The organism is Streptomyces sp. NPDC111520 (assembly GCF_055635295.1).
In genome coordinates this window covers 18,921-40,100 of record NZ_JBVKBW010000015.1, presented here as the reverse complement: position 1 = coordinate 40,100, position 21,180 = coordinate 18,921, and the positions used below count along the sequence as shown (strand labels likewise).

15 protein-coding genes are annotated in these 21,180 nt (G+C 72.1%); 1 reads left to right on the top strand and 14 read right to left on the bottom strand.

The window, feature by feature from the left end; genetic code table 11:
* Positions 1-35: 35 nt before the first annotated feature.
* From ACZ7MY_RS30540 to ACZ7MY_RS30530, 3 genes are all read right to left on the bottom strand, one after another.
* Positions 36-1,901 (bottom strand): protein kinase domain-containing protein, encoded by a 1,866-nt coding sequence (locus ACZ7MY_RS30540; RefSeq protein ID WP_499606502.1) that lies wholly within the window; start codon positions 1,899-1,901, stop codon positions 36-38.
* 121 nt (positions 1,902-2,022) lie between these two features.
* Positions 2,023-3,648 carry a serine/threonine-protein kinase gene (locus ACZ7MY_RS30535; protein ID WP_499606501.1) on the bottom strand — a complete coding sequence of 542 codons (1,626 nt, stop codon included), beginning with the start codon at positions 3,646-3,648 and terminating at the stop codon, positions 2,023-2,025.
* Positions 3,649-3,751: 103 nt separating this feature from the next.
* Entirely contained in the window at positions 3,752-5,458 is a 1,707-nt protein-coding gene (locus ACZ7MY_RS30530) for a glycerol-3-phosphate dehydrogenase/oxidase (RefSeq protein WP_499606500.1), read from the bottom strand.
* A gap of 1,041 nt (positions 5,459-6,499) precedes the next feature.
* On the opposite strand from ACZ7MY_RS30530, the gene ACZ7MY_RS30525 reads away from it, so the two are divergent.
* Positions 6,500-7,735 carry a nucleotide sugar dehydrogenase gene (locus ACZ7MY_RS30525; RefSeq protein ID WP_499606499.1) on the top strand — a complete coding sequence of 412 codons (1,236 nt, stop codon included), beginning with the start codon at positions 6,500-6,502 and terminating at the stop codon, positions 7,733-7,735.
* A 10-nt stretch (positions 7,736-7,745) separates the two neighbouring features.
* On the opposite strand, the gene manB is transcribed toward ACZ7MY_RS30525, so the two are convergent.
* The 11 genes from manB to ACZ7MY_RS30470 all read right to left on the bottom strand — a co-directional run bounded on the left by manB (position 7,746) and on the right by ACZ7MY_RS30470 (position 20,983).
* The gene (gene manB / locus ACZ7MY_RS30520) at positions 7,746-8,837 is read right to left on the bottom strand and encodes a mannose-1-phosphate guanylyltransferase (RefSeq protein WP_499606498.1); all 1,092 of its coding nucleotides are present in this window, start codon (positions 8,835-8,837) and stop codon (positions 7,746-7,748) included.
* Positions 8,834-9,367, bottom strand: coding sequence for a GtrA family protein (locus ACZ7MY_RS30515; protein ID WP_499606497.1), 534 nt, complete (start codon positions 9,365-9,367; stop codon positions 8,834-8,836). The genes manB and ACZ7MY_RS30515 overlap by 4 nt, the downstream gene beginning before the upstream one ends.
* 114 nt (positions 9,368-9,481) lie before the next feature.
* On the bottom strand, positions 9,482-10,264 hold the full coding sequence (locus tag ACZ7MY_RS30510; RefSeq protein WP_499606496.1) for a polyprenol monophosphomannose synthase: 783 nt from the start codon (positions 10,262-10,264) through the stop codon (positions 9,482-9,484).
* Positions 10,265-10,437: 173 nt separating this feature from the next.
* Complete coding sequence (locus tag ACZ7MY_RS30505) at positions 10,438-11,988, bottom strand: glycosyltransferase family 39 protein (RefSeq protein WP_499606495.1); 1,551 nt, start codon at positions 11,986-11,988, stop codon at positions 10,438-10,440.
* Positions 11,985-13,733 (bottom strand): ArnT family glycosyltransferase, encoded by a 1,749-nt coding sequence (locus ACZ7MY_RS30500; RefSeq protein WP_499606494.1) that lies wholly within the window; start codon positions 13,731-13,733, stop codon positions 11,985-11,987. The genes ACZ7MY_RS30505 and ACZ7MY_RS30500 overlap by 4 nt, the downstream gene beginning before the upstream one ends.
* Complete coding sequence (locus tag ACZ7MY_RS30495; RefSeq protein ID WP_499606493.1) at positions 13,730-14,731, bottom strand: glycoside hydrolase family 26 protein; 1,002 nt, start codon at positions 14,729-14,731, stop codon at positions 13,730-13,732. The genes ACZ7MY_RS30500 and ACZ7MY_RS30495 overlap by 4 nt, the downstream gene beginning before the upstream one ends.
* Positions 14,728-16,341: a glycosyltransferase family 2 protein gene (locus tag ACZ7MY_RS30490; protein WP_499606492.1), complete on the bottom strand. Its 1,614-nt coding sequence runs from the start codon at positions 16,339-16,341 to the stop codon at positions 14,728-14,730. Before ACZ7MY_RS30490 ends, ACZ7MY_RS30495 begins: the two co-directional genes overlap by 4 nt.
* Positions 16,342-16,664: 323 nt before the next feature.
* Positions 16,665-17,786 (bottom strand): GuaB3 family IMP dehydrogenase-related protein, encoded by a 1,122-nt coding sequence (locus ACZ7MY_RS30485; protein ID WP_499606491.1) that lies wholly within the window; start codon positions 17,784-17,786, stop codon positions 16,665-16,667.
* A gap of 106 nt (positions 17,787-17,892) precedes the next feature.
* Positions 17,893-19,395 (bottom strand): IMP dehydrogenase, encoded by a 1,503-nt coding sequence (gene guaB / locus ACZ7MY_RS30480; protein ID WP_499606490.1) that lies wholly within the window; start codon positions 19,393-19,395, stop codon positions 17,893-17,895.
* Between the two features lie 99 nt (positions 19,396-19,494).
* The gene (locus ACZ7MY_RS30475; RefSeq protein WP_499606489.1) at positions 19,495-20,109 is read right to left on the bottom strand and encodes a sigma-70 family RNA polymerase sigma factor; all 615 of its coding nucleotides are present in this window, start codon (positions 20,107-20,109) and stop codon (positions 19,495-19,497) included.
* 262 nt (positions 20,110-20,371) lie between these two features.
* A complete protein-coding gene (locus tag ACZ7MY_RS30470) occupies positions 20,372-20,983 on the bottom strand; it encodes a response regulator transcription factor (protein WP_003948568.1) in 612 nt (203 codons plus the stop codon).
* Positions 20,984-21,180 lie beyond the last annotated feature (197 nt).

Sequence of the window (21,180 nt, the reverse complement as noted above, 5' to 3'; positions counted from 1 at the left end):
GTCCGCAATGACTCACGATACGTGCCCGAGCGCCCTCACTTGGCCGGTTTGAAGGTGTTGAAGAGCGCATCGCGCATCTCCGTGGTCTTCTTGCTGTTCCACTCGGCGTCCGACGCGAAGAAGAGGATGGCGTAGCCGTGTCCGTCGTCCACGACGAAGCCCCGGTTGACGGCGCGCATCTTGGTGCCGCCGGACATGTAGGTGAACGTCCAGTCGGCGGCGGTGCGGTAGCCGCGGTAGTTCACGTCCTTTATGTCCACCTTCTGGTAACCGGGGAACCTGCCCGCAGCACCGGCCTCGTTCTGGCGCCAGGCGTCCGCCGCGCTCTTGCCGGGGGTGTGGGTCCAGTCGACCTGCACCCGGGGGCTGCGGCGGGCGTTGAAGATCCAGCCGTTGCCGGCCCGCTCCTTGTTCGCGGCCCAGCCGGCCGGCAGCGCTATCGAGAAGCCCTCGGAGTCGGTGTAGGTCGTCCAGCCGGCCGGAACCGCGCCGGAGCCGTCCTTCCCGCTGCCGGAGCCGTCGCCGGAGCCGGAGGAGGAAGTGTCCGAGCCCTTGCCGGAGTTGTCGTCGCCCTTCCCCTTGCCGGAGTCGTCGCCGCCCTTGCCGTCGCCGGACTCGCTCCCCTGGCCCCCCTTGTCGTCGCCGGACTTGCCGTCCTGGACGCCGTCGTCACCGGACTTGGCGCTCGCCGGGGCGGACGGATTGGCGGGCTGACGGGCGCCCGGGTCGTCGTCGCCCTGGCCGGCCCAGATGCCGATGCCCGTCCCGAGCAGCACGAGGACGACCACGATCGCCGCGAAGAGCACCGCGCGGCGGCGGCGCTCGTCCATCGACGCCAGGAGCGGCAGCCGCGGGGCGGTGGCCGGGGCGGCCGCCGGCACCGGTACGGGCGTGACCGGGGCGGACGCGGTCGCCGGGGTCGCCTCGGGCTCCGGCTTGGCCTTCGCGGCCCGCAGCGCCGCCTGGTCGGCGGCGGCGGCCCGGGTGGCCGGGGGCGCGTCGGTGGGCGTCGGCTGCGGGTCGGAGGGCGGCAGCGGCATGGTGCGCGTGGCCTCGGCGACCGGGACGTCCGGCGCGTGGGCGACACCCGTGAGCAGCGGGCGCACGCCCGCGTCGTCGAGCCGCAGCTCCGGGTCCTTGTTGAGCAGCCCGTGGATCGCGTCGGCCAGCGGGCCCGCGTTGCGCGGGGTCTGCAGCGACTCCGTCATGACGGCGGTGAGCGTGGCGATGGCCGAGCCCTTGTCGTACGGCGGCCGGCCCTCGACCGAGGCGTACAGCAGCGCGCCCAGCGACCACAGGTCGGCGGGCGGGCCCGGCTTCTGGCCGCGCGCCCGCTCCGGCGAGATGTACGAGGGGGCGCCGACCAGCATGCCGGTGGAGGTGACGGACGGGTCGCCGTCGATCTGGGCGATGCCGAAGTCGCTCAGCACGACGCGGCCGTCGTCGGCGATCAGGACGTTGGACGGCTTCACGTCACGGTGGAGGATGCCCTCCTTGTGGGCGGCCCGCAGCACGTCCAGCACGGTCAGCCCGACCTCGGCGGCGCGCTTGGGCGAGAGCGGTCCGTCCTCGCGGATCGCGTCCGACAGCGAGCGGCCCTCGACCAGTTCCATGACGATCCAGGGCCGGTCGTCCTCCTCGACGACGTCGAAGACGGTCACCGCGCCGGTGTTGCGGATCCGGGCGGTCGCCTTGGCCTCGCGCAGGGTGCGGGTGATCAGGCGGCGCTTCTCGTCCTCGTCGATGTTGTGCGGGAAGCGCAGCTCCTTCACCGCGACCGTACGGCCGAGCGTCTCGTCGACGGCCCGCCAGACGGTGCCCATGCCGCCCTTGCCGAGGACGGCGCCGAGTCGGTACCGGTCGGCGATGAGCCGCTGGTCGGTGTCGTGCGCCTGGCCCATGAATTCCCTCTGCAGTCGCTGAAGATGAAGCTCCCTCATCGCCTGCCAACGGCGACCGCGGGATGGAGACCTCCATCATCCCTGACTCGGGGCCGTGGTCCCACCCCGGCCCCGCCGTGTGCTAGTCGTGGACGACGAGTCCGGCCACCGCGTCGTCGAAGACCGTCCGGAAATCACCCCATTGGGCCGTCGGCGCGGAGAGGTAGACGGCGAACTCGCGTCCGCCGGGCTCCCCGAAGCCGAGGTCGATGGCCCGGAAGCCGCGGGCCTTGCCCTGGAAGGTGAACTCCCATATGGCGGCCGGGCGGTCACGCCAGCGGGTGCTCTGCATCCGCAGCCGCTCGTACCCGTCCAGCTTGGGGATGGTCTGCTGCTCCTCCTCCGCGAAGTGCTCCAGCGGATCGCTCGCCGCGTAGTCCAGCGTGCCGATCCGCAGGCCGGCCAGGCCGCTCGGGTCGACGTAGATGACCTGCTCGCCCTGCACCTGGCGGGTCCACCCGTCGGGGACCGGGACGGAGAAGCCGCGCTCGGGCTCCTCGGCGAGGTGGTAGCCGGCCGGCACGGGCGACGGGCCCGGAGCGGACGGGGAGGGGGGTGGGGAGGAGGACGCCGGGGAGGACGGCGACGAGGAGGTCGCCGAGTGGCTCGGGGCCGGCCGGTCGCCCTGGGTGCCGGTGGAGCCGCCGAAGTGCTGCGCGGCGTAGAAGCCGCCGCCGGCGAGGGCGGCGGCCAGCACCGCGGCGAGCAGCACCCGGACCCCGGTGCGGCGCCGCGCCCGCGGGGGCTCCGCCGGGACGGGGACCCCCGACGGAAGGGTGGGTGCGTGCGGGGGCGCGGGCTGCGCGACCGGTTCCGGGGGCCGCACGACGGTGGTCGGCGCGGTGTGCGACAGGGTCAGGCTCTCGCGGGGGACGCTCGCGGTCTCGGTCTCGGCGGCGCTCGCCCGCAGCATCCGCTCGGCCTCCGGCGCCGACAGCCGGCCCTGCGGCTCCCGCACCAGCAGCCCCGCGATCACCGGCCCCAGCGGGCCCGCGTTCCCCGCCACCGGCACCTCGTCCGTCGCGATCGCGTACGCCGTCTCGATCGCCGTGTCCCGGCGGAACGGCGAACGCCCCTCCACCGCCTGGAACAACGTCGCCCCCAACGCCCACAGATCCGCCTCAGGACCCGGCGCGCCACCGGTCAGCCGCTCCGGCGCCAGGAAGTCGATCGACCCGATCAGCTCACCCGTCCGCGTCAGCGTCGACGTCCCCGAAGCCTGCGCGATCCCGAAATCCGTCAGCACCACCCGGCCCGACTCCGCCAGCAGCACATTGCCCGGCTTCACATCCCGGTGCAGCACCCCCGCCGCATGCGCCGCCCGCAACGCCGCCACCATCGCCCGCCCGATCCGCGCCGCCTCCCCCGGCACCACCGGACCCCGCTCCTTCAGCACGTCCCCCAGCGTCGTCGACGGCACGTACTCCATCACGATCACCGGCAGACCCTCGTCGTCCACCACGTCGTGCACCACCACCACATTGGGATGGCTGATCCGCGCCGCGCTGCGCGCCTCCCGCCGGGTCCGCTCGAACAGCGTCTCCAGCTCGTCCTCGTGCAGGTGCGGCTGCGGCGGGTGCAGGCGCTTCACCGCCACCGCGCGCCCCAGCAGCTCGTCCTCGGCCCGCCAGACCGTGCCCATGCCGCCACGGCCGATCCGCTCGACCAGCCGGTACCTGCCGGCCACCAGGCGTCCGAGGTCGGACATCGTGCGCCCCTTCCTGCCACGTACGAGAAGGAACGATATCCGGCCGGGCCACGGATCCCGTCAAGGCCGTGGCCCACGCCTCACCCGGCGTACCGGCGGCGGCTCACAGCGGGACGATGTCCGGGGCGCCCAGGCGGGCGGCGTCCGCGGTCTGGTCGTCGGGCTGGCGCTGGGACTCCCGCTCGGCCTCCACCCGCTTCTCGTAGTGCTCGACCTCCTTCTCCACCTGCTCCTTGTCCCAGCCCAGGACGGGCGCCATCAGCTCGGCGGCCTCCCGGGCGCTGAGCGTGCCGCGGTCGAAGGTCTCGATGGAGATGCGGGTGCGCCGGGTGAGCACGTCGTCCAGGTGCCGCGCGCCCTCGTGCGAGGCGGCGTAGACGACCTCGGCACGCAGGTAGTCGTCGGCCCCGCTGAGCGGGCGGCCCAGCGAGGGGTCCTCCTCGATCAGCTGCAGCAGTTCCTCGGAGAGCGAGCCGTAGCGGTTGAGCAGGTGCTCGATCCGCGCCACGTGCAGGCCGGTGCGCGCCGCGATCCTGGCCCGCGCGTTCCACAGCGCGTGGTAGCCCTCCGCGCCGGCCAGCGGGACGTCCTCGGTGACGCACTCGGCGACCCGGTGCGTCAGGCCGTGCACGGCCGCGTCCACGGCGTCCTTGGCCATCACCCGGTACGTGGTGTACTTGCCGCCCGCGACCACCACCAGGCCCGGCACCGGGTGCGCCACGGTGTGCTCGCGCGACAGCTGGCTGGTGGCCTCGGACTCGCCCGCCAGCAGCGGGCGCAGCCCCGCGTACACGCCCTGCACGTCGTCCCGGGTCAGCGGCACGGCGAGCACCGAGTTGACGTGCTCCAGCAGGTAGTCGATGTCGGCGCTGGACGCGGCCGGGTGCGACTTGTCCAGGCCCCAGTCGGTGTCCGTCGTCCCCACGATCCAGTGACGGCCCCAGGGGATCACGAAGAGCACGCTCTTCTCGGTCCGCAGGATCAGCCCCGTCGCGGAGTGGATCCGGTCCTTCGGCACGACCAGGTGTATGCCCTTGGACGCCCGCACGTGGAACTGCCCGCGCTCCCCGATCAGCGCCTGCGTGTCGTCCGTCCACACCCCGGTGGCGTTCACGATCTGACGCGCGCGCACCTCGTAGACGCCCCCGGCCTCCACGTCCTCGACCCGGGCGCCCACCACGCGCTCGCCCTCGCGCAGGAACCCGATCACCCGCGCCCGGTTCGCGGCCAGCGCGCCGTAGGCGGCGGCCGTCCTGACCAGCGTCATCGTGTACCGGGCGTCGTCCATCTGCGCGTCGTAGTACTGCAGCGCCCCGACCAGGGCATCCTTCTTCAGGCACGGCGCCACGCGCAACGCGCTCTTGCGGCTCAGGTGCCGGTGGTGCGGCAGCCCGCGGCCGTGCCCGGACGACAGCGCCATCGTGTCGTACAGCGTCACGCCGGCGCCCGCGTAGAAGCGCTCCCAGAGGCGGTGCTGCAGCGGGTACAGGAACGGCACCGGCTTCACCAGGTGCGGCGCCAGACGCTGGAGCAGCAGTCCCCGCTCTTTGAGGGCCTCCCGGACCAGGGCGAAGTCCAGCATCTCCAGGTAGCGCAGTCCGCCGTGGATCAGCTTGCTCGACCGGCTCGACGTCCCGGACGCCCAGTCGCGGGCCTCCACGATGCCGGTCGTCAGCCCGCGCGTCGCGGCGTCCAGCGCCGTCCCGGCGCCCACGACGCCCGCGCCCACCACGAGCACGTCGAGTTCCTGTTCCGCCATCCGGGCGAGCGCGGAGGCACGCTCCGCCGGTCCCAGTGTCGCCGTCAGCATCCTGGCCTCCCGTCGTGACGCGGGGTCGCGCCTCAGCGCATTCCCCGTCCCCACGATCGTTACCCGTGTCGTGGCCCCCGGCTACCTCGGGCTCCGCCGGGCCGGGCTGCGTGTGGGTGTGCCCAGCGATGCGTGTGCGGCGCCGTTGTGGGTTCTGTTGGGTTTGTCCCCCACCCTCCCGCCCGATTGCCCGGCGCGATTGGTGCGGGGCTCGCTCTGTGCATGGGTGGGCCGGGGGCGGGGCCTCCGGGGTGGGCATTCTGTACCGCATATTTATGTGCATGGCGGGCAGCACTCGTCGGTGCCGTCTGTGCCGCACATCAAATACACGTCAGCGTCCAGAACGCCCACCCCTCCGACCCCACCCCCTCCGTATCCGTGGCGGCCAACGGCCGGTGGGAGGTCACAAGGCAGCCCGGGGCACCGCACCTGTCCAACGCACCCCCAACGGGACACCCTGCGCCCGCACAACGGGAAGGGGGTGTGGCGGCGTGCTCCCCTCTGGCCGAAGGCTGGGGGGGAGGCGGGTGGCAGACCCGTGCCGAATGATGCGGGCTTGAACCGCGGGGCCGTGGGGGGTCAGAGAGCGGTTCGGGGCAACCCCGGACTGCCTTCATGCCCCCCACCGGCCGTTGTGCGCCCATACGACGGGAGGGGGTGTGGCGGGGTGGGCCCATGGGGGTCCCCCCGGCCGAAGGCTGGGGGAGACGAGCGGCGGACGCGATGCCTCAGGATGTAGACGTAAACCGCGAGCGTTCTGGGGGTCCCCCCGGCCGAACGTCGGGGGAGTGTGCCGGCGCGGCCCCGACCCCACAACGAGGTGCGAGGGGTGGGTGGGGGAGAAACCCAACATCAACCACAGCGGCGCCGCACACGACAACCGGCCGCAACAACAACCACAGCGGCGCCGCACACACCCACGGACCCCGGGCATACAGAGCCGCACCGCGTGGCGTGCAGTCATATCAGCTACCTGTCTGGTTAGCCTGATTTCGCGCCATTCGGGTACCACGACGCCCCCCGTCGCAGGAGAGGACCCCCATGCCCTCAGACCTCGCAGTCATCGGACTCGGCCCCGCCGGCCTGCCCCTCGCGCAGGCGGCCAGCGCCGCCGGCCTCGGGGTCATCGGGTACGACCCGGACGAGCACGTGGTGGACGCGATCAACGCCGGCAGCCGGGTCCCCTGCGGCGCACTCGCCGCCGCCGACGTGCGGCGGATGCTCGCGGGCGGCTTCCGGGCGACCGCGGACACGGCCGCCCTGGGCCGGGCGCGGGCGGCCGTGCTGTGCGCGCCGACGCCGCTCGGGGAGGGCGGGGAGCCGGACCTGACGGCGCTGGCGGAGGCCGCCCGCGCCCTGGCCGGGCACCTGCGGCCGCACAGCACGGTGGTCCTGGAGTCGCCGGTGTACCCGGGGACGACGGAGGACTTCCTGCGTCCGCTGCTGGAGGAGGGCTCCGGCCTGCGGGCCGGCCAAGGCTTCCACCTGGCGTACGCCCCCGCACGACACCCCGGCACGCCGAAGGTGATCGGCGGGCTCACCCCCGCCTGCACGGAGGCCGCGGCCGTCTTCTACGGCCGGTTCACCGAGCGGATCGTCCGGGCCCGGGGCGTGCGCGAGGCGGAGAGCGTGCACCTGCTGGAGACCAACTACCGGCACGTCAACATCGCGCTGGCCAACGAGATGGCCGTGTTCTGCCACGACATCGGCGTGGACGTCTGGGACGTCATCCGCTGCGCCGAGACCCGTCCCCACGGCTTCCAGGCCTTCCGCCCCGGCCCGGGGGTCGGCGGCCACACCATGCCGCTGGACCCCGGGCACCCGCCGTACCAGGGCCGGGTGCACGGCCATCCGCTGCGGCTGGTCGAGTACGCGCAGGAGGTCAACGCCCGGATGCCGCGCTACGTGGTGCAGCGCGCCGCGGCCCTGCTGAACGAGCACGGCAAGTCGCTGCGCGGGGCCCGGGTGCTGCTGCTGGGCGTCACGTACAAGCCGGACCTGCCGGACGAGGAGCGCTCGCCGGCCCGGGAGATCGGCGCCCGGCTGGCCGAGCTGGGGGCGCAGCTGAGCTACCACGACCCGTACGTCCCGCGGTGGCGGGTGCTGGACCGCCCGGTCCCCCGCGCCGACTCGCTGTGGGAGGCCGCGGCGGACGCCGACCTGACGATCCTGCTCCAGCACCACCGCACCTACGACATGCAGGGCCTGGCGGTGAAGGCCCAGTTGATGCTGGACACCTGCGGCGCCACCCCGGCGGGGGCGGCCGCACGGCTGTGAGCCCCCGGTCTCAGACCGGGGAGGCGGGCGCCGAGACGCGGACGGCCCGTTCGGGCAGGCGGACGCCGCAGTCGAGGCGCACACCCGCGGGGAGTTCGTTGTGGGGGCCGACGTGGGCGCGGTCGCCGACCACTGCTTCGACGACGCTGGTGCCCTCGCCGAGGACCGCCTCGCGTCCGATCACGGACCGCCGGACGAGCGCCTGCCGGCCGATCCGCGCGCCGGGCAGGACGACGCTGCCCTCGACCACGGCCCCGGCCTCCACCACGGCGCCCGCGCACACGGCCGTGCCCGCCGTGAGGACCGCCAGCGGGTCGACCAGCGCCCCCGGCAGGATCAGGGCGTCCCCGGCCGGCCCGGGCAGCGCGGGCGAGGGCACGTGTCCGCGGACCAGGTCGGCGGAGCCGGTGACGAAGGCCGACGGCGTGCCGAGGTCCAGCCAGTACGTGTCGTCGACGACGCCGCGCAGCAGGGCGCCGGAGGACAGCAGGCCGGGGAAGGTCTCGCGCTCGACGGAGACGACCCGCCCCTCGGGGATGCTGTCGATGACCGAGCGCGTGAAGACGTAGCAGCCCGCGTTGATCTGGTCGGTGACGATCTGCTCCGGCCGCTCGGGCTTCTCGAGGAACGTCGTGACCCGGCCGTCCCCGTCGGTGGGCACCAGCCCGTACGCGCGGGGGTCCGCGACCCGGGTCAGGTGCAGGGTCACGTCGGCGCGGGAGGCCCGGTGGCCGTCCCGCAGACCCCGGATGTCGAGCCCGCTGAGGATGTCGCCGTTGAAGACGAGGACGGCATCGTCCGGCCCGCAGGTCAGGTGGCGGGCGGCGTTACGGATCGCGCCTCCGGTGCCCAGGGGCTCGGTCTCGGTGACGTACACCAGTTCCAGCCCCAGCCCGGCACCGTCGCCGTACTCCCGCTCGAAGAGCTCCGCGAGGTAGGACGTGGCGAAGACGATCCGGGTCACCCCCGCCGCCGCGGCGCGTGCCAGCTGGTGGGTCAGCAGCGGCACCCCGGCGACGAGCAGCAGGGGCTTGGGGGTGAAGGTGCACAGCGGATGCAGCCGGGTGCCCTTGCCGCCGACGAGGAGAATGGCCTCGCTCATGTCTTCTCCCAGGAGACGTTCAGGAGGGGTTCGGAGGACGCGGCCGGCACGTGCCGGTCCGGCGGGGCGGGTTGCGCGCCACGGCCGGCGGTCCTGAAGACCCACGTCCGGTAGGACCAGAAGCGGAAGAGCGTGGCGATGCCGATGCCGACGAACTTGAAGACGTTGTTGGCGAGCGTGCCGTCCCAGCCGAATCCGTACGTGGTCGTGTAGAGCACGGAGTTCTCGATGACCAGGCCGACCGCGCTGAAGAACAGGAAGAGCCCGAGCTCCCGCTTCCGGCCGCTCCGGCCCTCCGTGTCGTGGTCGCGGTCGCGGTACGTGAAGTACCGCAGACCGAGGTAGTTGGTCATGATCGCGACGACCGTCGCCAGGACGCTCGCCCGTACCGTCTGCCAGTGCGCGGCGTGCCTGATGAGGTTGAAGACGCCGAGGTTGACCACGAATCCCGAGAGCCCGACCAGGCCGAACTTCGCGATCTCGCGGTACAGGTGCCCCAACCGCGAAGGAAGCGCGTGCCGTCCGCCCATGGTGAAGTCGTCCCTTGTCTCGGCCGTCTCGCGGCTCGTGGTCCTCGTGGTCGTCGTGGTCGTCGTCCTGCATCGGTTCCTCCGCCGGCCGGGCCGCGGCCGGCGGAGTCCCGTTCAGCCCCTGCGGTTGCGCATCCGCAGCCGCAGCGGCACCAGCGCCGACTCGATCTGCGTCCCGAGCGTCATCTTCGAGACGCCTTCGGTGCGCTCCTCGAAGCGGATCGGGATCTCCACGCCGTTGTGTCCCCTCCGCGTGGCCAGGAACTTCAGCTCCACCTGGAAGCTGTAGCCGGCGCTGTCCAGCGTCCTGAGGTCCACGTCACGCAGCGTGCTCGCCCGCCACAGGTTGAAGCCGGCGGTGATGTCGCGGATCCGGGTGTCGAGGACCGCGCGGGCGTAGCGGTTGGCGAAGCGCGAGAGCAGCTGCCGGTGCTTGCCCCACTCCTTGTCCAGCGAGCCGCCGTCGACGTACCGGCTGCCCACCACGAAGCCCGCGCCCGTGGCGAGCGCCGTGCCCAGCATCTGCGGGATGACGTCGGCGGGGTGGCTGCCGTCGGCGTCCATCTGGACCACGAACTCCGCGCCCTCGTCCAGGGCGGTCAGCATGCCGTCGGTGTACGCCCTGCCCAGGCCGTTCTTGGCCGTACGGTGCAGTACACTCATGCGCGGGCGAGCGCCGAACTCGTTGTGTTTGGCGGCCAGTTCCTCGGCGAGCCGGCCGGTGCCGTCCGGGCTGGAGTCGTCCACGATCTTCAGATGCAGTCCGGGGACCGGCAGTCGCATCACGAGGTCGGTGATGTGCGGCAGGTTCGCCGCCTCGTTGTACGTCGGCATGACGACCGTGACCGGTACGTCCCCCCATGTGACGGGAAGGGAGTCCGGGAACGGGTGGTTCATGGCATCTCCTTGGTCGCCGCGCCGGCGGGAGCTGTGCCGGGTTGCTGGGCGCGCGGGTCTCGGGCGGACGGTCACGCGGCACACGTCGCCGCGCGCGTGGTGACCGTCCTGGCAGGTGTACGTGGGTCGGGGAGATCCGCGGGACCGCGGTCCTCCCCGGTGGGGTGCGGTGGCTACCGGATGCGTTCCAGTAGCAGGACGCGGACGTTGGGCAGGGAGTCGGTGTCCGCGACCTTGAACCGGCTCGACAGCAGGACCGCCGTCTTCTCCGGCATGTCGGCGAACGGTTTGCCGAGCTGGGACGTGGAGACCACCCACAGCCGGTCGGTCTTCGCGAGGCACTTGGCGGGCTCCGGGCATTCCAGGGCGCCGAAGTTGCCCATCTCCTGCGGGGTCCGCCACATCAGCACGTCCTTGGGCCAGCCGGAGGTCCCGGCGTCGCGGAACTCGTAGGCCATCGCGCGGCGCTCGGACTTCTGCCCGGAGAAGGCGATCCCGTCGCCCGGCCGGAGCCCGTGCGCGACGACCTCGGCCGCCGCCCGGTAGTCCGGCTCGGCGGGATCGTTCTGCCGGGCGAGCGCCAGGCCGGGCTGTGCCTGCCAGGCGAACACGACCGCCGCGGCCGCCACCAGTGCCCCGGCGACGACGCGCCGGGCGGTGCCGGTGCGGGCCGCCGTGTTCAGCGGCCCGGACAGCCGGGTGACGGCGGCGCTCGCCAACAGCACCCAGGCGGGCACGGTGAAGAGCAGGTACCGCGGCAGGAACAGGTGCAGTTGCGCCGCGGTCAGGTAGGTGAGGACCGGGGGCAGCAGCACCCAGGGGGCCAGCAGCACCGCGTACCTGCGGGCGACAAAAAGGCCGGCCAGGCCGAGCCCCATCACCGCCCCGCCGGTCACCCAGGAGCCGAACAGCTTCTCCGGATGGTTGACCAGGTCCTGGAAGGTGGGGTTGTTCCAGGCGATCTGCCCGCTCTGGCCGGAGCCCTGCGCCAGCATCGGGAGCACCACGGACAGACCCGTCAGCGCGGAGGCGGCGAACGCCCAGTGGGCGATGCGGTCGCCCTTGCGCTTCGCCGTGACCACCAGGCCCAGGTGTCCGGCGAGCACCGACAGGGACACCAGGTGGCTGAAACCGATCAGGGGGATCGTCACGGCGTACGCCGCCCAGCCCCTGAGGCTCGGCGTTTCCAGTACCCGCAGCAGGATCAGGGTGGACAGCAGGACGAACGCCACCGCGAAGGCGTAGGGCCGCGCCTCCTCCCCGTACTGGGTGACCGAGGGCACCGTGGCGAAGACCAGCCCGGCCAGCATCCCGGTCGCCGGGGTGAACATCCGCCGTCCGACCAGCGCGAGCAGCCCGGCCGCCGCCGCCATGGCGAACGCCGCCGGGATGCGCAGGGCGGTGGGCGAGTCCCCGGCGACCAGGACCCACAGGTGCATCACGAAGTAGTACGGGGCGAAGACCACGTCGATGTTGCGGATCAGTGCGCCCAGGTCACCGAGGGAGAGCCCGGTCGCCCACCAGGTGGCGTGCTCGTCACGCCACAGCTGCCGGTCGCCGATGCCGTGCAGCGTGAGGGCGAGCGTGAGCCCGGCGGGCACCAGGAAGAGCAGCGCGGTGGTGGCCCGGCTGCCGCCGTCCTCCGGCCGGCCGTGCCGCCGCGGGGCCGGTTCCTCCCCGGCGGCGGCGGGCGCCGGCTCGTGGGCGGGTTCGGTGAGGGTCATCGTTTCACCCAGATCCGGTAGGTGGTCGAACCGTAGGCGTCGCTGGACGGCAGCACGGACACCAGCCGGTACGCGGGGTTGCCGTGCAGCGCGTCGGTGATGGCCTTGTCGTTGGCCGTGGTGGCGTCCCCGTCGAGCACGATCGCGTCGAACCACCCCGCCCGTACGGCACTGCGGAAACCGTCGGCGCCGGTGTGGTGCTCGCCGCCCTTGTCGGTGAAGTCGATGCCGCGCGTGCCCTGCCACTGGTCCGGGCGGGTCACGTCCCGCAGGTAGTAGGCGGGGATGTCGGAGTGCTCCGCGAGGTAGCGCCCGTCCTTGCCGACGACCTTCCGCAGCGACTCCACCACCTGGCCGGAGGCCGCGGGGTGGTAGAGCGACCGGGTCTGGGCCATGCCCACGACCAGGACGCCCACCCAGACCATGATGCCGAGCTGCGGGTAGCGGAAGTGCGCCCCCACGAGCCGGGAGATGCCGAGTCCCGCCATGGGCGCGGCGAACAGCAGGCCGAACCCCACGTGCGTGAAGAGCGAGGCGTCGTCGTTCAGACAGGCCTGGCAGACGGGGGCCAGCAGGGCGGTGCCGCAGAGCACCAGGCCCAGCGCCGTACGCCGGACCGCCCCGGGGGTGTCGCCCGTCGCCCAGGGCATCTCCCCCATGCGCGACTTGCGTACGTAGTCGACGGCGCCGCCGACGGCGACCAGGAGGACCAGGCCGCCCCACTGCGCGCCGCGCCACAGCACGTCCAGCGCCGGGTCCGTGCCGTGCGCCCGTCCGGTGGTGGCGGAGACGAAGCCGTGCAGCCCGCCGAAGAGGTAGGCGCCCGCGAGGACCAGCAGCGTCCCGGCGCCGAAGAACAGGCCGCGCAGGAAGGCCCGCGCGCCCCGGTAGGGGTAGGCGGACAGCACGGCGAGGACCACCAGGCTCGGCAGGTACAGCGCGGCGACGTACTTGGTCACCGTGGCGAGGGCCGCCAGGGGGGCGGCGAGCAGCGCCAGGGCGGGGTGCGACCGGCCGGTCCGGACGAGGGCCCACGCGGCCCCGGCGATCAGGAAGAGCGCCATCGCGTCGAAGCCGGCGAGGTTCCCGAGCATCGCGGTGGACTCGACCACCGCGAACAGCGCGGCGGCCGACAGTCCGGCCCGCTCGCTGAACAGCCGGCTGGTCATCGCGTAGAGCAGCGCGGTGGCGCCCAGCATGAAGAACAGGCTGAGCAGGCGGGCGGCGAACAGGCCGCCCACCGAGTCCGCCGCCGCGGCCAGCACCGGGTAGACCGCCGGGTGGCCGGGGAGGTGGCCCGCGAGGCCGGCCGGCACGTCGGTGCCGTTGAGCAGGTGGTCGAGCCGGTAGTGGCCGACCGCCAGGTACCGCGCCTCGCTGTCGAAGGCGCGCCCGCTGATCCGGAACGACAGTCCCGCCTGGACCAGCAGGACGCACAGCACCACGCTCCGTCCGATCCAGGTGCTGCGCCGGGTGTCGACCGACCAGGCCGACACCGGCACCTCCGGAACGACGTAGCCGGGGTCGGCCGGCACCTCGGGCACGGCCTGCCGCGGGTCCGCCGGGTGGGCGTCCGTCAGCGTGTAGGGCTGCGCCGCCGCGTACGCGTCGTGCTGTTCGTACGGCTCCGGCTGGTACTGCGGGTACGCTCCGTGCTCCTGCCACGTCACGTCGGCGTCGTGCCGGCCGGTGGGCCGCGACCACGGGTCGAACGCGTCGCCGTGGGTGGGGCTCTGCTCGGTCACTGCTCCGGCACCTCGAAACCGATCCGGTCGTCGGCGACCAGGCGCTTGAACTCCGCCAGGGCCAGCGGGCTCGCCTGGAGGCGCCAGTCGGCGCGCTTGGCGATGTTGAACCAGATGAAGCCGAGCATGTCGTCGTCGCCCTCGACGCCCTCGACGAGGTTGCGGACGTCCGACCGGCGGCGCTCGCCGGGCTCGGACGCCGTCTCGGAGAGGATGAAGGGCTTCTTCGTGAACGTGCGCACCTGGCTCGTCGTCGGGCCGTACAGGGTCTCGAAGGTCGACGCCCCCGTGGCCGTCCAGTACCCGACCACGCCGACCCAGTCGACGTAGGCGTCGCCGGGCCAGTACGGCTTCAGGGCGACGTCGGGGACCGGGTTGACGACGTTCGGGCTCCAGACCCAGATGACGTTGGTGGCGCCCTCGTCCTGGAAGATGTCGTGGATGTGGCGCCATGCCTTCACGAACTGGGCCGGGGTCGTGCCCTTCGTGCCCCAGGGGTACCAGTGGCCGTTCATCTCGTGGCCGAAGCTGATGGCCACCGGTGCGTTGCCCTTGCGCACCTCGGAGGCGTAGCGCCGGATGTACTCGTCCTGCGATCCGTCGGCGATCTTCGCGATCGACGGTTTGAAGGGCTCCCAGGAGACGTAGAGCATCGCCCCCGAGTCCAGCACGCGGCGGGCTCCGTCGATGTTGAAGTCGTTGCCCCACGCGGAGTAGGAGGCGACGATGTTGGGCTGCTTGCCGACGAGGTCGGTGTACTTCGTCACCGGCGCCAGGGAGTCGGGGGCGCCGTCGAGCGCCACGCCGAAGAACTTCTTGTCGGGGTGCAGCAGGTCCGTGACGTCGTAGGCCGTCTCGGGCGCCTCGCTCGACGCGCCGGGGTCCTGCGCGGGACCGCCGCCGGGCCCGGAGCCGGTGGCGGTCGACGTGCAGCCGGCGACGCAGACGAGGAGGGCCGCGAGCGCCGCGCGGCGCAGGGACAGGGTGAACCGGCTCATGCGGAGATCTCGCTTCTCGGCTGGACCAGAACGCGTCCGACGACGAGCGCGTAGAAGAGTCCGGAGGACAGGACGAGGGCGTAGTCCGGCGGGTAGCCGTCCAGCATGCGCCAGACCGCGGCGCACACCCAGACCACGGCGGTGCCGGCGCTCCAGATGCGGATGCCGAGCCAGAACCGTCGGGTCTTGTTCTTCTTCGCCCCTGACGAACCGGTGGGCTGCCAGCCCATCCGCTGCTTGCGCAGGATGTCCCAGATCGCGAAGAAGTGCGCCCAGCCGTACATCAGCCGGGCCGACCACGCCTCCAGCCGGTACGGCGACTTGTGCCAGATCGGGAAGATGACGGTGGTGTAGACGATGCTCGGCAGCACCATCAGCAGGTGGTCCACGTCGAGCTTGTCCGGCAGGGTCAGCAGCAGCACGATCGGGATGACCGGCGCCGCGAAGGTGAACAGCGCGGTGTGGATGTAGTAGAAGAAGCCCGACAGGTAGCAGAGCCGGCTGGAGAACTTGATCCGGGCGTCCCAGAACTTCTTGCTTCCCAGCAGGCTCATCGAGCCGGAGCACCAGCGGTACTGCTGGTTGAAGAAGGCTCCCGCGTTGTCGGGGCACACCCCGGTGGAGAGCGCGACGGGGATGTAGCGCAGGTCCCAGCCCAGGCCGCGCAGGTCGAAGCCGGTGTGCACGTCCTCGGAGTGCTCGATGAGGGTCGTACCGCCGTTGGTGTCCAGGGCGGCCCGCCGGTAGACGGCGCAACTGCCGACGCAGATCGCGCCGTCGCTGCTCTGCCGGGACACCTGCACCGATCGGTAGAAGAGTTCCTGCACGGCGCCCGCGCCGCGCTCGATCCAGTTCTGGGAGTCGAGCACGCGGAAGAACTGCGGCGACTGGACGATGCCTGTCCGCTCGTCCGCCTCCATGTACGGGAGCATTTCCTCGAGGAGGTCCGAGCGCGGGGTGAAGTCAGCGTCGAGGATCAGGATGTACTTGCCATCCGACTGCCCGAAACCGAAGTGGAGGTTGCCCGCCTTCTTGAACCAGCCGCGGTTCGGGCGGGTGCCGTAACGGAATCCGAAATCGGCGGCCATTGCCTCCAGCTCCGGGCTGGCGCCGTCGTCCAGTACGAACGGGACGCACACACCCGGGTAGCGGTCGGCCAGCGCCCGGACGTGCGTCCAGGTGTTGTGCAGCACCTCGATGGGTTCACCGCACACCGGCAGGAACACGTCGACGGAGGGGTAGGCCTGGGGCCGCCATTCGCGCACCAGTTGCCGGTGGCGCTTGAGGTCGAAGCCCCGGGAGAACCCGTTCACCCGCAACGAGATCAGGTAGTAGACCACGGTGAACAGCAGCGGCGGCGCGTACAGCCACAGCAGCGGATTGGACTGGGCGAGCTTGTACTGGCTGTAGCCCAGGCAGCAGAAGCTGATCACGGAGCTGATGGTCAGCACCCACAGATTGCGCCTGGCGTACGCGTACTTCTCGCGGTCCGAGGGCGGCTTGGGCAGCAACCCGAGCTGCGGGGCGTGCTTCCGCGTCGCGTGACGGCGATTCACGGCAGGCTGCCGCCCCCGGCTTCCCCCTGCGTACGCAGGTTGAAGAGAACTCATTTCCACCCCCCGGGCCACCGGCCCGTATGCCCCCACCCTTTACTCGGCCTCCACATGTCGCACACATCGCCGAGCCCCGGCAGCATATATGCAACCTGCAGGCATGCCACATGAACAAGGAAGCCGTCATGTCCGATATGTGGACCTTGCAGGTAAGTAGAAAAAAGAACTTTCGGTTACCAATCAGCGACCATTCGGTGTGTCTCAAAACCAGCGGCGCCACGCGCACCAGACCGCGGGGCGGAGCGGGCCGAACGACGAGGGGCCCGGACCGCCTGTGGCGGTCCGGGCCCCTGTGCCGCGCCGTGGCGGCGCGGCGGCCGTCAGCGGTGGTGCGTCGGCGACACCGTGACCTCGACCCGCTGGAACTCCTTCAGCTCGGAGTAGCCGGTCGTGGCCATCGCGCGGCGCAGCGCGCCGAAGAAGTTCATGGAGCCGTCGGGCGCGTGGGAGGGGCCGAGCAGGATCTGCTCGGTCGTGCCGGCGGTGCCCAGGTTCATGCGCTTGCCGCGCGGCAGCTCCTCGTGGGTGGCCTCCATGCCCCAGTGGAAGCCGCGGCCGGGCGCGTCGGTGGCGCGGGCCAGCGGGGAGCCCATCATCACGGAGTCGGCGCCGCAGGCGATCGCCTTGGGCAGGTCGCCGCTGGAGCCGAAGCCGCCGTCGGCGATGACGTGCACGTAGCGGCCGCCCGACTCGTCCATGTAGTCGCGGCGGGCCGCGGCCACGTCGGCGACCGCGGTCGCCATCGGCACCTGGAGGCCGAGGACGTTGCGGGTGGTGTGGGCGGCGCCGCCCCCGAAGCCGACGAGGACGCCCGCGGCGCCGGTGCGCATCAGGTGCAGCGCGGCGGTGTAGGTGGCGCAGCCGCCGACGATGACCGGCACGTCGAGCTCGTAGATGAACTGCTTGAGGTTGAGCGGCTCGTGGGAACCCGACACGTGCTCGGCGGAGACCGTCGTGCCGCGGATGACGAAGATGTCCACGCCCGCGTCGACCACGGCCTTGGAGAACTGCGCGGTGCGCTGCGGGGAGAGCGCGGCGGCCGTGACCACACCGGCGTCGCGCACCTCCTTGATGCGCTGCCCGATCAGCTCCTCCTTGATCGGCGCCGCGTAGAGCTCCTGCAGGCGCCGGGTGACGGAGGCGTCGTCCAGCTCCGCGATCTCGGCGAGCAGCGGCTCGGGGTCCTCGTAGCGGGTCCACAGGCCCTCGAGGTTGAGCACGCCGAGGCCGCCGAGGTTGCCGATGCGGATCGCGGTCTCCGGGGAGACCACGGAGTCCATCGGGGCCGCGAGGAAGGGCAGCTCGAAGCGGTAGGCGTCGATCTGCCAGGCGATCGAGACCTCCTTGGGGTCCCGCGTACGGCGGCTCGGGACGACGGCGATGTCGTCGAATGCGTATGCCCTGCGGCCGCGCTTGCCCCGCCCGATCTCGATCTCAGTCACTTCGCTATGCCTTTCCTTCGTGGCCTGCCCGTCCAGTATCCCAGGCAGGGCAGCCGGAAGCCCGCGGCCGTGCGGGCCGCGGGCTCCGGTTCGTCCGCTCGTACCGTCAGCGCCCGTGGTAGTTCGGCGCCTCGGTGGTCATCTGGATGTCGTGCGGGTGGCTCTCCTTGAGCCCGGCCGCGGTGATCCGCACGAAGCGGCCCTTCTCCTTGAGCTCGGGGACCGTCGCGGAGCCGACGTATCCCATGGAGGAGCGCAGACCGCCGATGAGCTGGTGGGCCACCGCGGAGAGCGGGCCGCGGTAGGGCACCTGGCCCTCGATGCCCTCGGGGACGAGCTTGTCCTCGGAGAGCACGTTGTCCTGGAAGTAGCGGTCCTTGGAGTAGGACTGGGCCTGCCCGCGCGACTGCATCGCGCCGAGCGAGCCCATGCCGCGGTACGACTTGAACTGCTTGCCGTTGATGAAGAGCAGCTCGCCCGGCGACTCCTCGCAGCCCGCGAGGAGGCTGCCCAGCATGACGGTGTCCGCGCCGGCCGCGATGGCCTTGGCGATGTCGCCGGAGTACTGCAGGCCGCCGTCGCCGATCAGCGGGACGCCGGCCGGGCCGGCCGCGAGGGAGGCCTCGTAGATCGCCGTCACCTGCGGGGCGCCGACGCCGGCGACCACGCGGGTGGTGCAGATGGAGCCGGGGCCGACACCGACCTTGATGCCGTCGGCGCCCGCGTCGATCAGCGCCTGGGCCCCGTCGCGGGTGGCGACGTTGCCGGCCACCACGTCGATCCTGATGTTGGCCTTGACCTTGGCGACCATGTCGAGGATGCCGCGGCTGTGGCCGTGCGCGCTGTCGATGACCAGGAAGTCGGCACCGGCCTCGACCAGCCGCTGGGCGCGCAGGAAGGACTCGTCGCCGACGCCCACCGCGGCGCCGACCAGCAGCCGGCCCTCGGCGTCCTTGGCGGCGTTGGGGTACTTCTCGGCCTTGACGAAGTCCTTGACCGTGATCAGGCCCTTGAGGCGGCCCTCGTCGTCGACGAGCGGCAGCTTCTCGATCTTGTGCTTGCGCAGCAGGTCCATCGCGTCGACGCCGGAGATGCCGACCTTGCCGGTGACCAGCGGCATCGGCGTCATGACCTCGCGGACCTGCCGGGAGCGGTCGCTCTCGAAGGCCATGTCGCGGTTGGTCACGATGCCCAGCAGCCTGCCGGAGGCGTCGGTGACGGGGACGCCGCTGATGCGGAACTTGCCGCACAGGGCGTCGGCCTCGGCGAGGGTGGCGTCGGGGTGGACGGTGATCGGGTCCGTCACCATGCCGGACTCGGACCGCTTCACCAGGTCGACCTGGTTGACCTGGTCCTCGATGGACAGGTTGCGGTGGAGGACGCCCACACCGCCCTGGCGGGCCATCGCGATGGCCATCCGCGCCTCGGTGACCTTGTCCATCGCCGCCGACAGCAGCGGGATGTTCACGCTGACGTTCCGGGAGACCTTCGAGCGGGTGTCGACCTGGTTCGGCACGACGTCCGACGCGCCTGGGAGCAGCAGCACGTCGTCGTAGGTGAGTCCGAGCAACCCGAACTTCTCGGCTACTCCGTCGGCGTTCAACGTCATGACACCTTCCCCATGGTCTTGCCCGGCGAGATGTTCAATGCTAATGGCTCCCGCGGGAAACCTGTTCCGCCCCTGGGGCGGGGGCCGGGACGGCGTGCGTCAGGCGCTCAACCCGGGGGCGCCGGCGGCGGCTTCCTCCGCCAGCGCGCGCAGCCGGGACAGCGCCCGGTGCTGGGCGACCCGGACGGCGCCCGGCGACATGCCGAGCACCTGACCGGTCTCCTCCGCGGTGAGGCCCACGGCGACGCGGAGCAGCACCAGCTCCCGCTGGTGCTCCGGGAGGTTGGCGAGCAGCTTCCTCGCCCACTCCGCGTCACTGCTGAGCAGCGCCCGCTCCTCGGGCCCGAGCGAGGCGTCCGGCTGCTCGGGCATCTCGTCGGAGGGCACGGCCGTCGAGCCCGGACCGCGCATGGCGGCCCGCTGCAGGTCGGCGACCTTGTGCGCGGCGATGCCGAAGACGAACGCCTCGAAGGGCCGGCCCTGGTCCCGGTAGCGGGGCAGTGCGCACAGCACCGCGAGGCAGACCTCCTGGGCGAGGTCGTCCACGAAGTGGCGCGCGTCGCCCGGCAGCCGCGACAGCCTGGTACGGCAGTAGCGCACGGCGAGCGGGTGCACGTGGGCGAGCAGATCGTGCGTCGCCTGCTCGTCGCCGTCCACGGCCCGACGTACGAGTGCCCCTATGGCTGTCTCATTGCCGGTGGCCTCGTCGCGCATCCGTCCATAGTGCATCGCCGAGGGCCGCTCCGTGGGCTCGGACCCGTGGTTGTGCTCCGAAGCGTTATGCGGCGCGCCGTGCGGGGCGCTTCGAGGGACCGCACCGGCCGTAGTCATGTCGTGCACCCGCCGCCCCGCCCGACCGTGTCCCCGAGAGTCCATACCTCAAGCATGCGCCCTCGGCGCGGAAACCGGTACGAGCGGGGCAGCCGCACAGCCGCCCCACAGCTCATCGGCCCCTCCAGCCCTTGAAGCCGCTGCCTCAGCGCACCAGGCCCCAGCGGAAGCCGAGCGCCACCGCGTGGGCCCGGTCCGAGGCGCCGAGCTTCTTGAAGAGGCGTCGCGCGTGCGTCTTGACGGTGTCCTCGGAGAGGAAGAGCTCGCGGCCGATCTCGGCGTTGGAGCGGCCGTGGCTCATGCCCTCCAGCACCTGGATCTCGCGGGCGGTCAGGGTCGGGGCGGCGCCCATCTCGGCCGAGCGCAGCCGGCGCGGGGCGAGCCGCCAGGTCGGGTCGGCCAGCGCCTGGGTGACCGTGGCCCGCAACTCGGCGCGCGAGGCGTCCTTGTGCAGGTATCCACGGGCACCGGCGGCGACCGCGAGGGCCACCCCGTCCAGGTCCTCGGCGACCGTGAGCATGATGATGCGGGCGCCGGGGTCGGCGGACAGCAGCCGCCGTACGGTCTCGACGCCGCCGAGGCCGGGCATCCGGACGTCCATGAGGATGAGGTCCGAGCGGTCGGCGCCCCAGCGGCGGAGGACTTCCTCGCCGTTGGCCGCGGTCGTCACGCGCTCCACGCCGGGCACGGTCGCGACCGCGCGGCGCAGGGCCTCTCGGGCAAGCGGGGAGTCGTCGCAGACGAGAACGGAAGTCATGACCGTCCTCCGCAGCTGATCCGCGTCACGTTGAGCCTCCAGGCTGTACGAATCGTTCACCGGTGGGGATGACGGCCTCGGGCGCCTGCCCGATTAGTTCGACCGCCAACCACTTCCGCACCTTCAACGACCCTCACTCGAAAGAGTTACGGAGTTTGGCGGGCGACTCCCGCACTCTCCGTGCACGGACCGACACG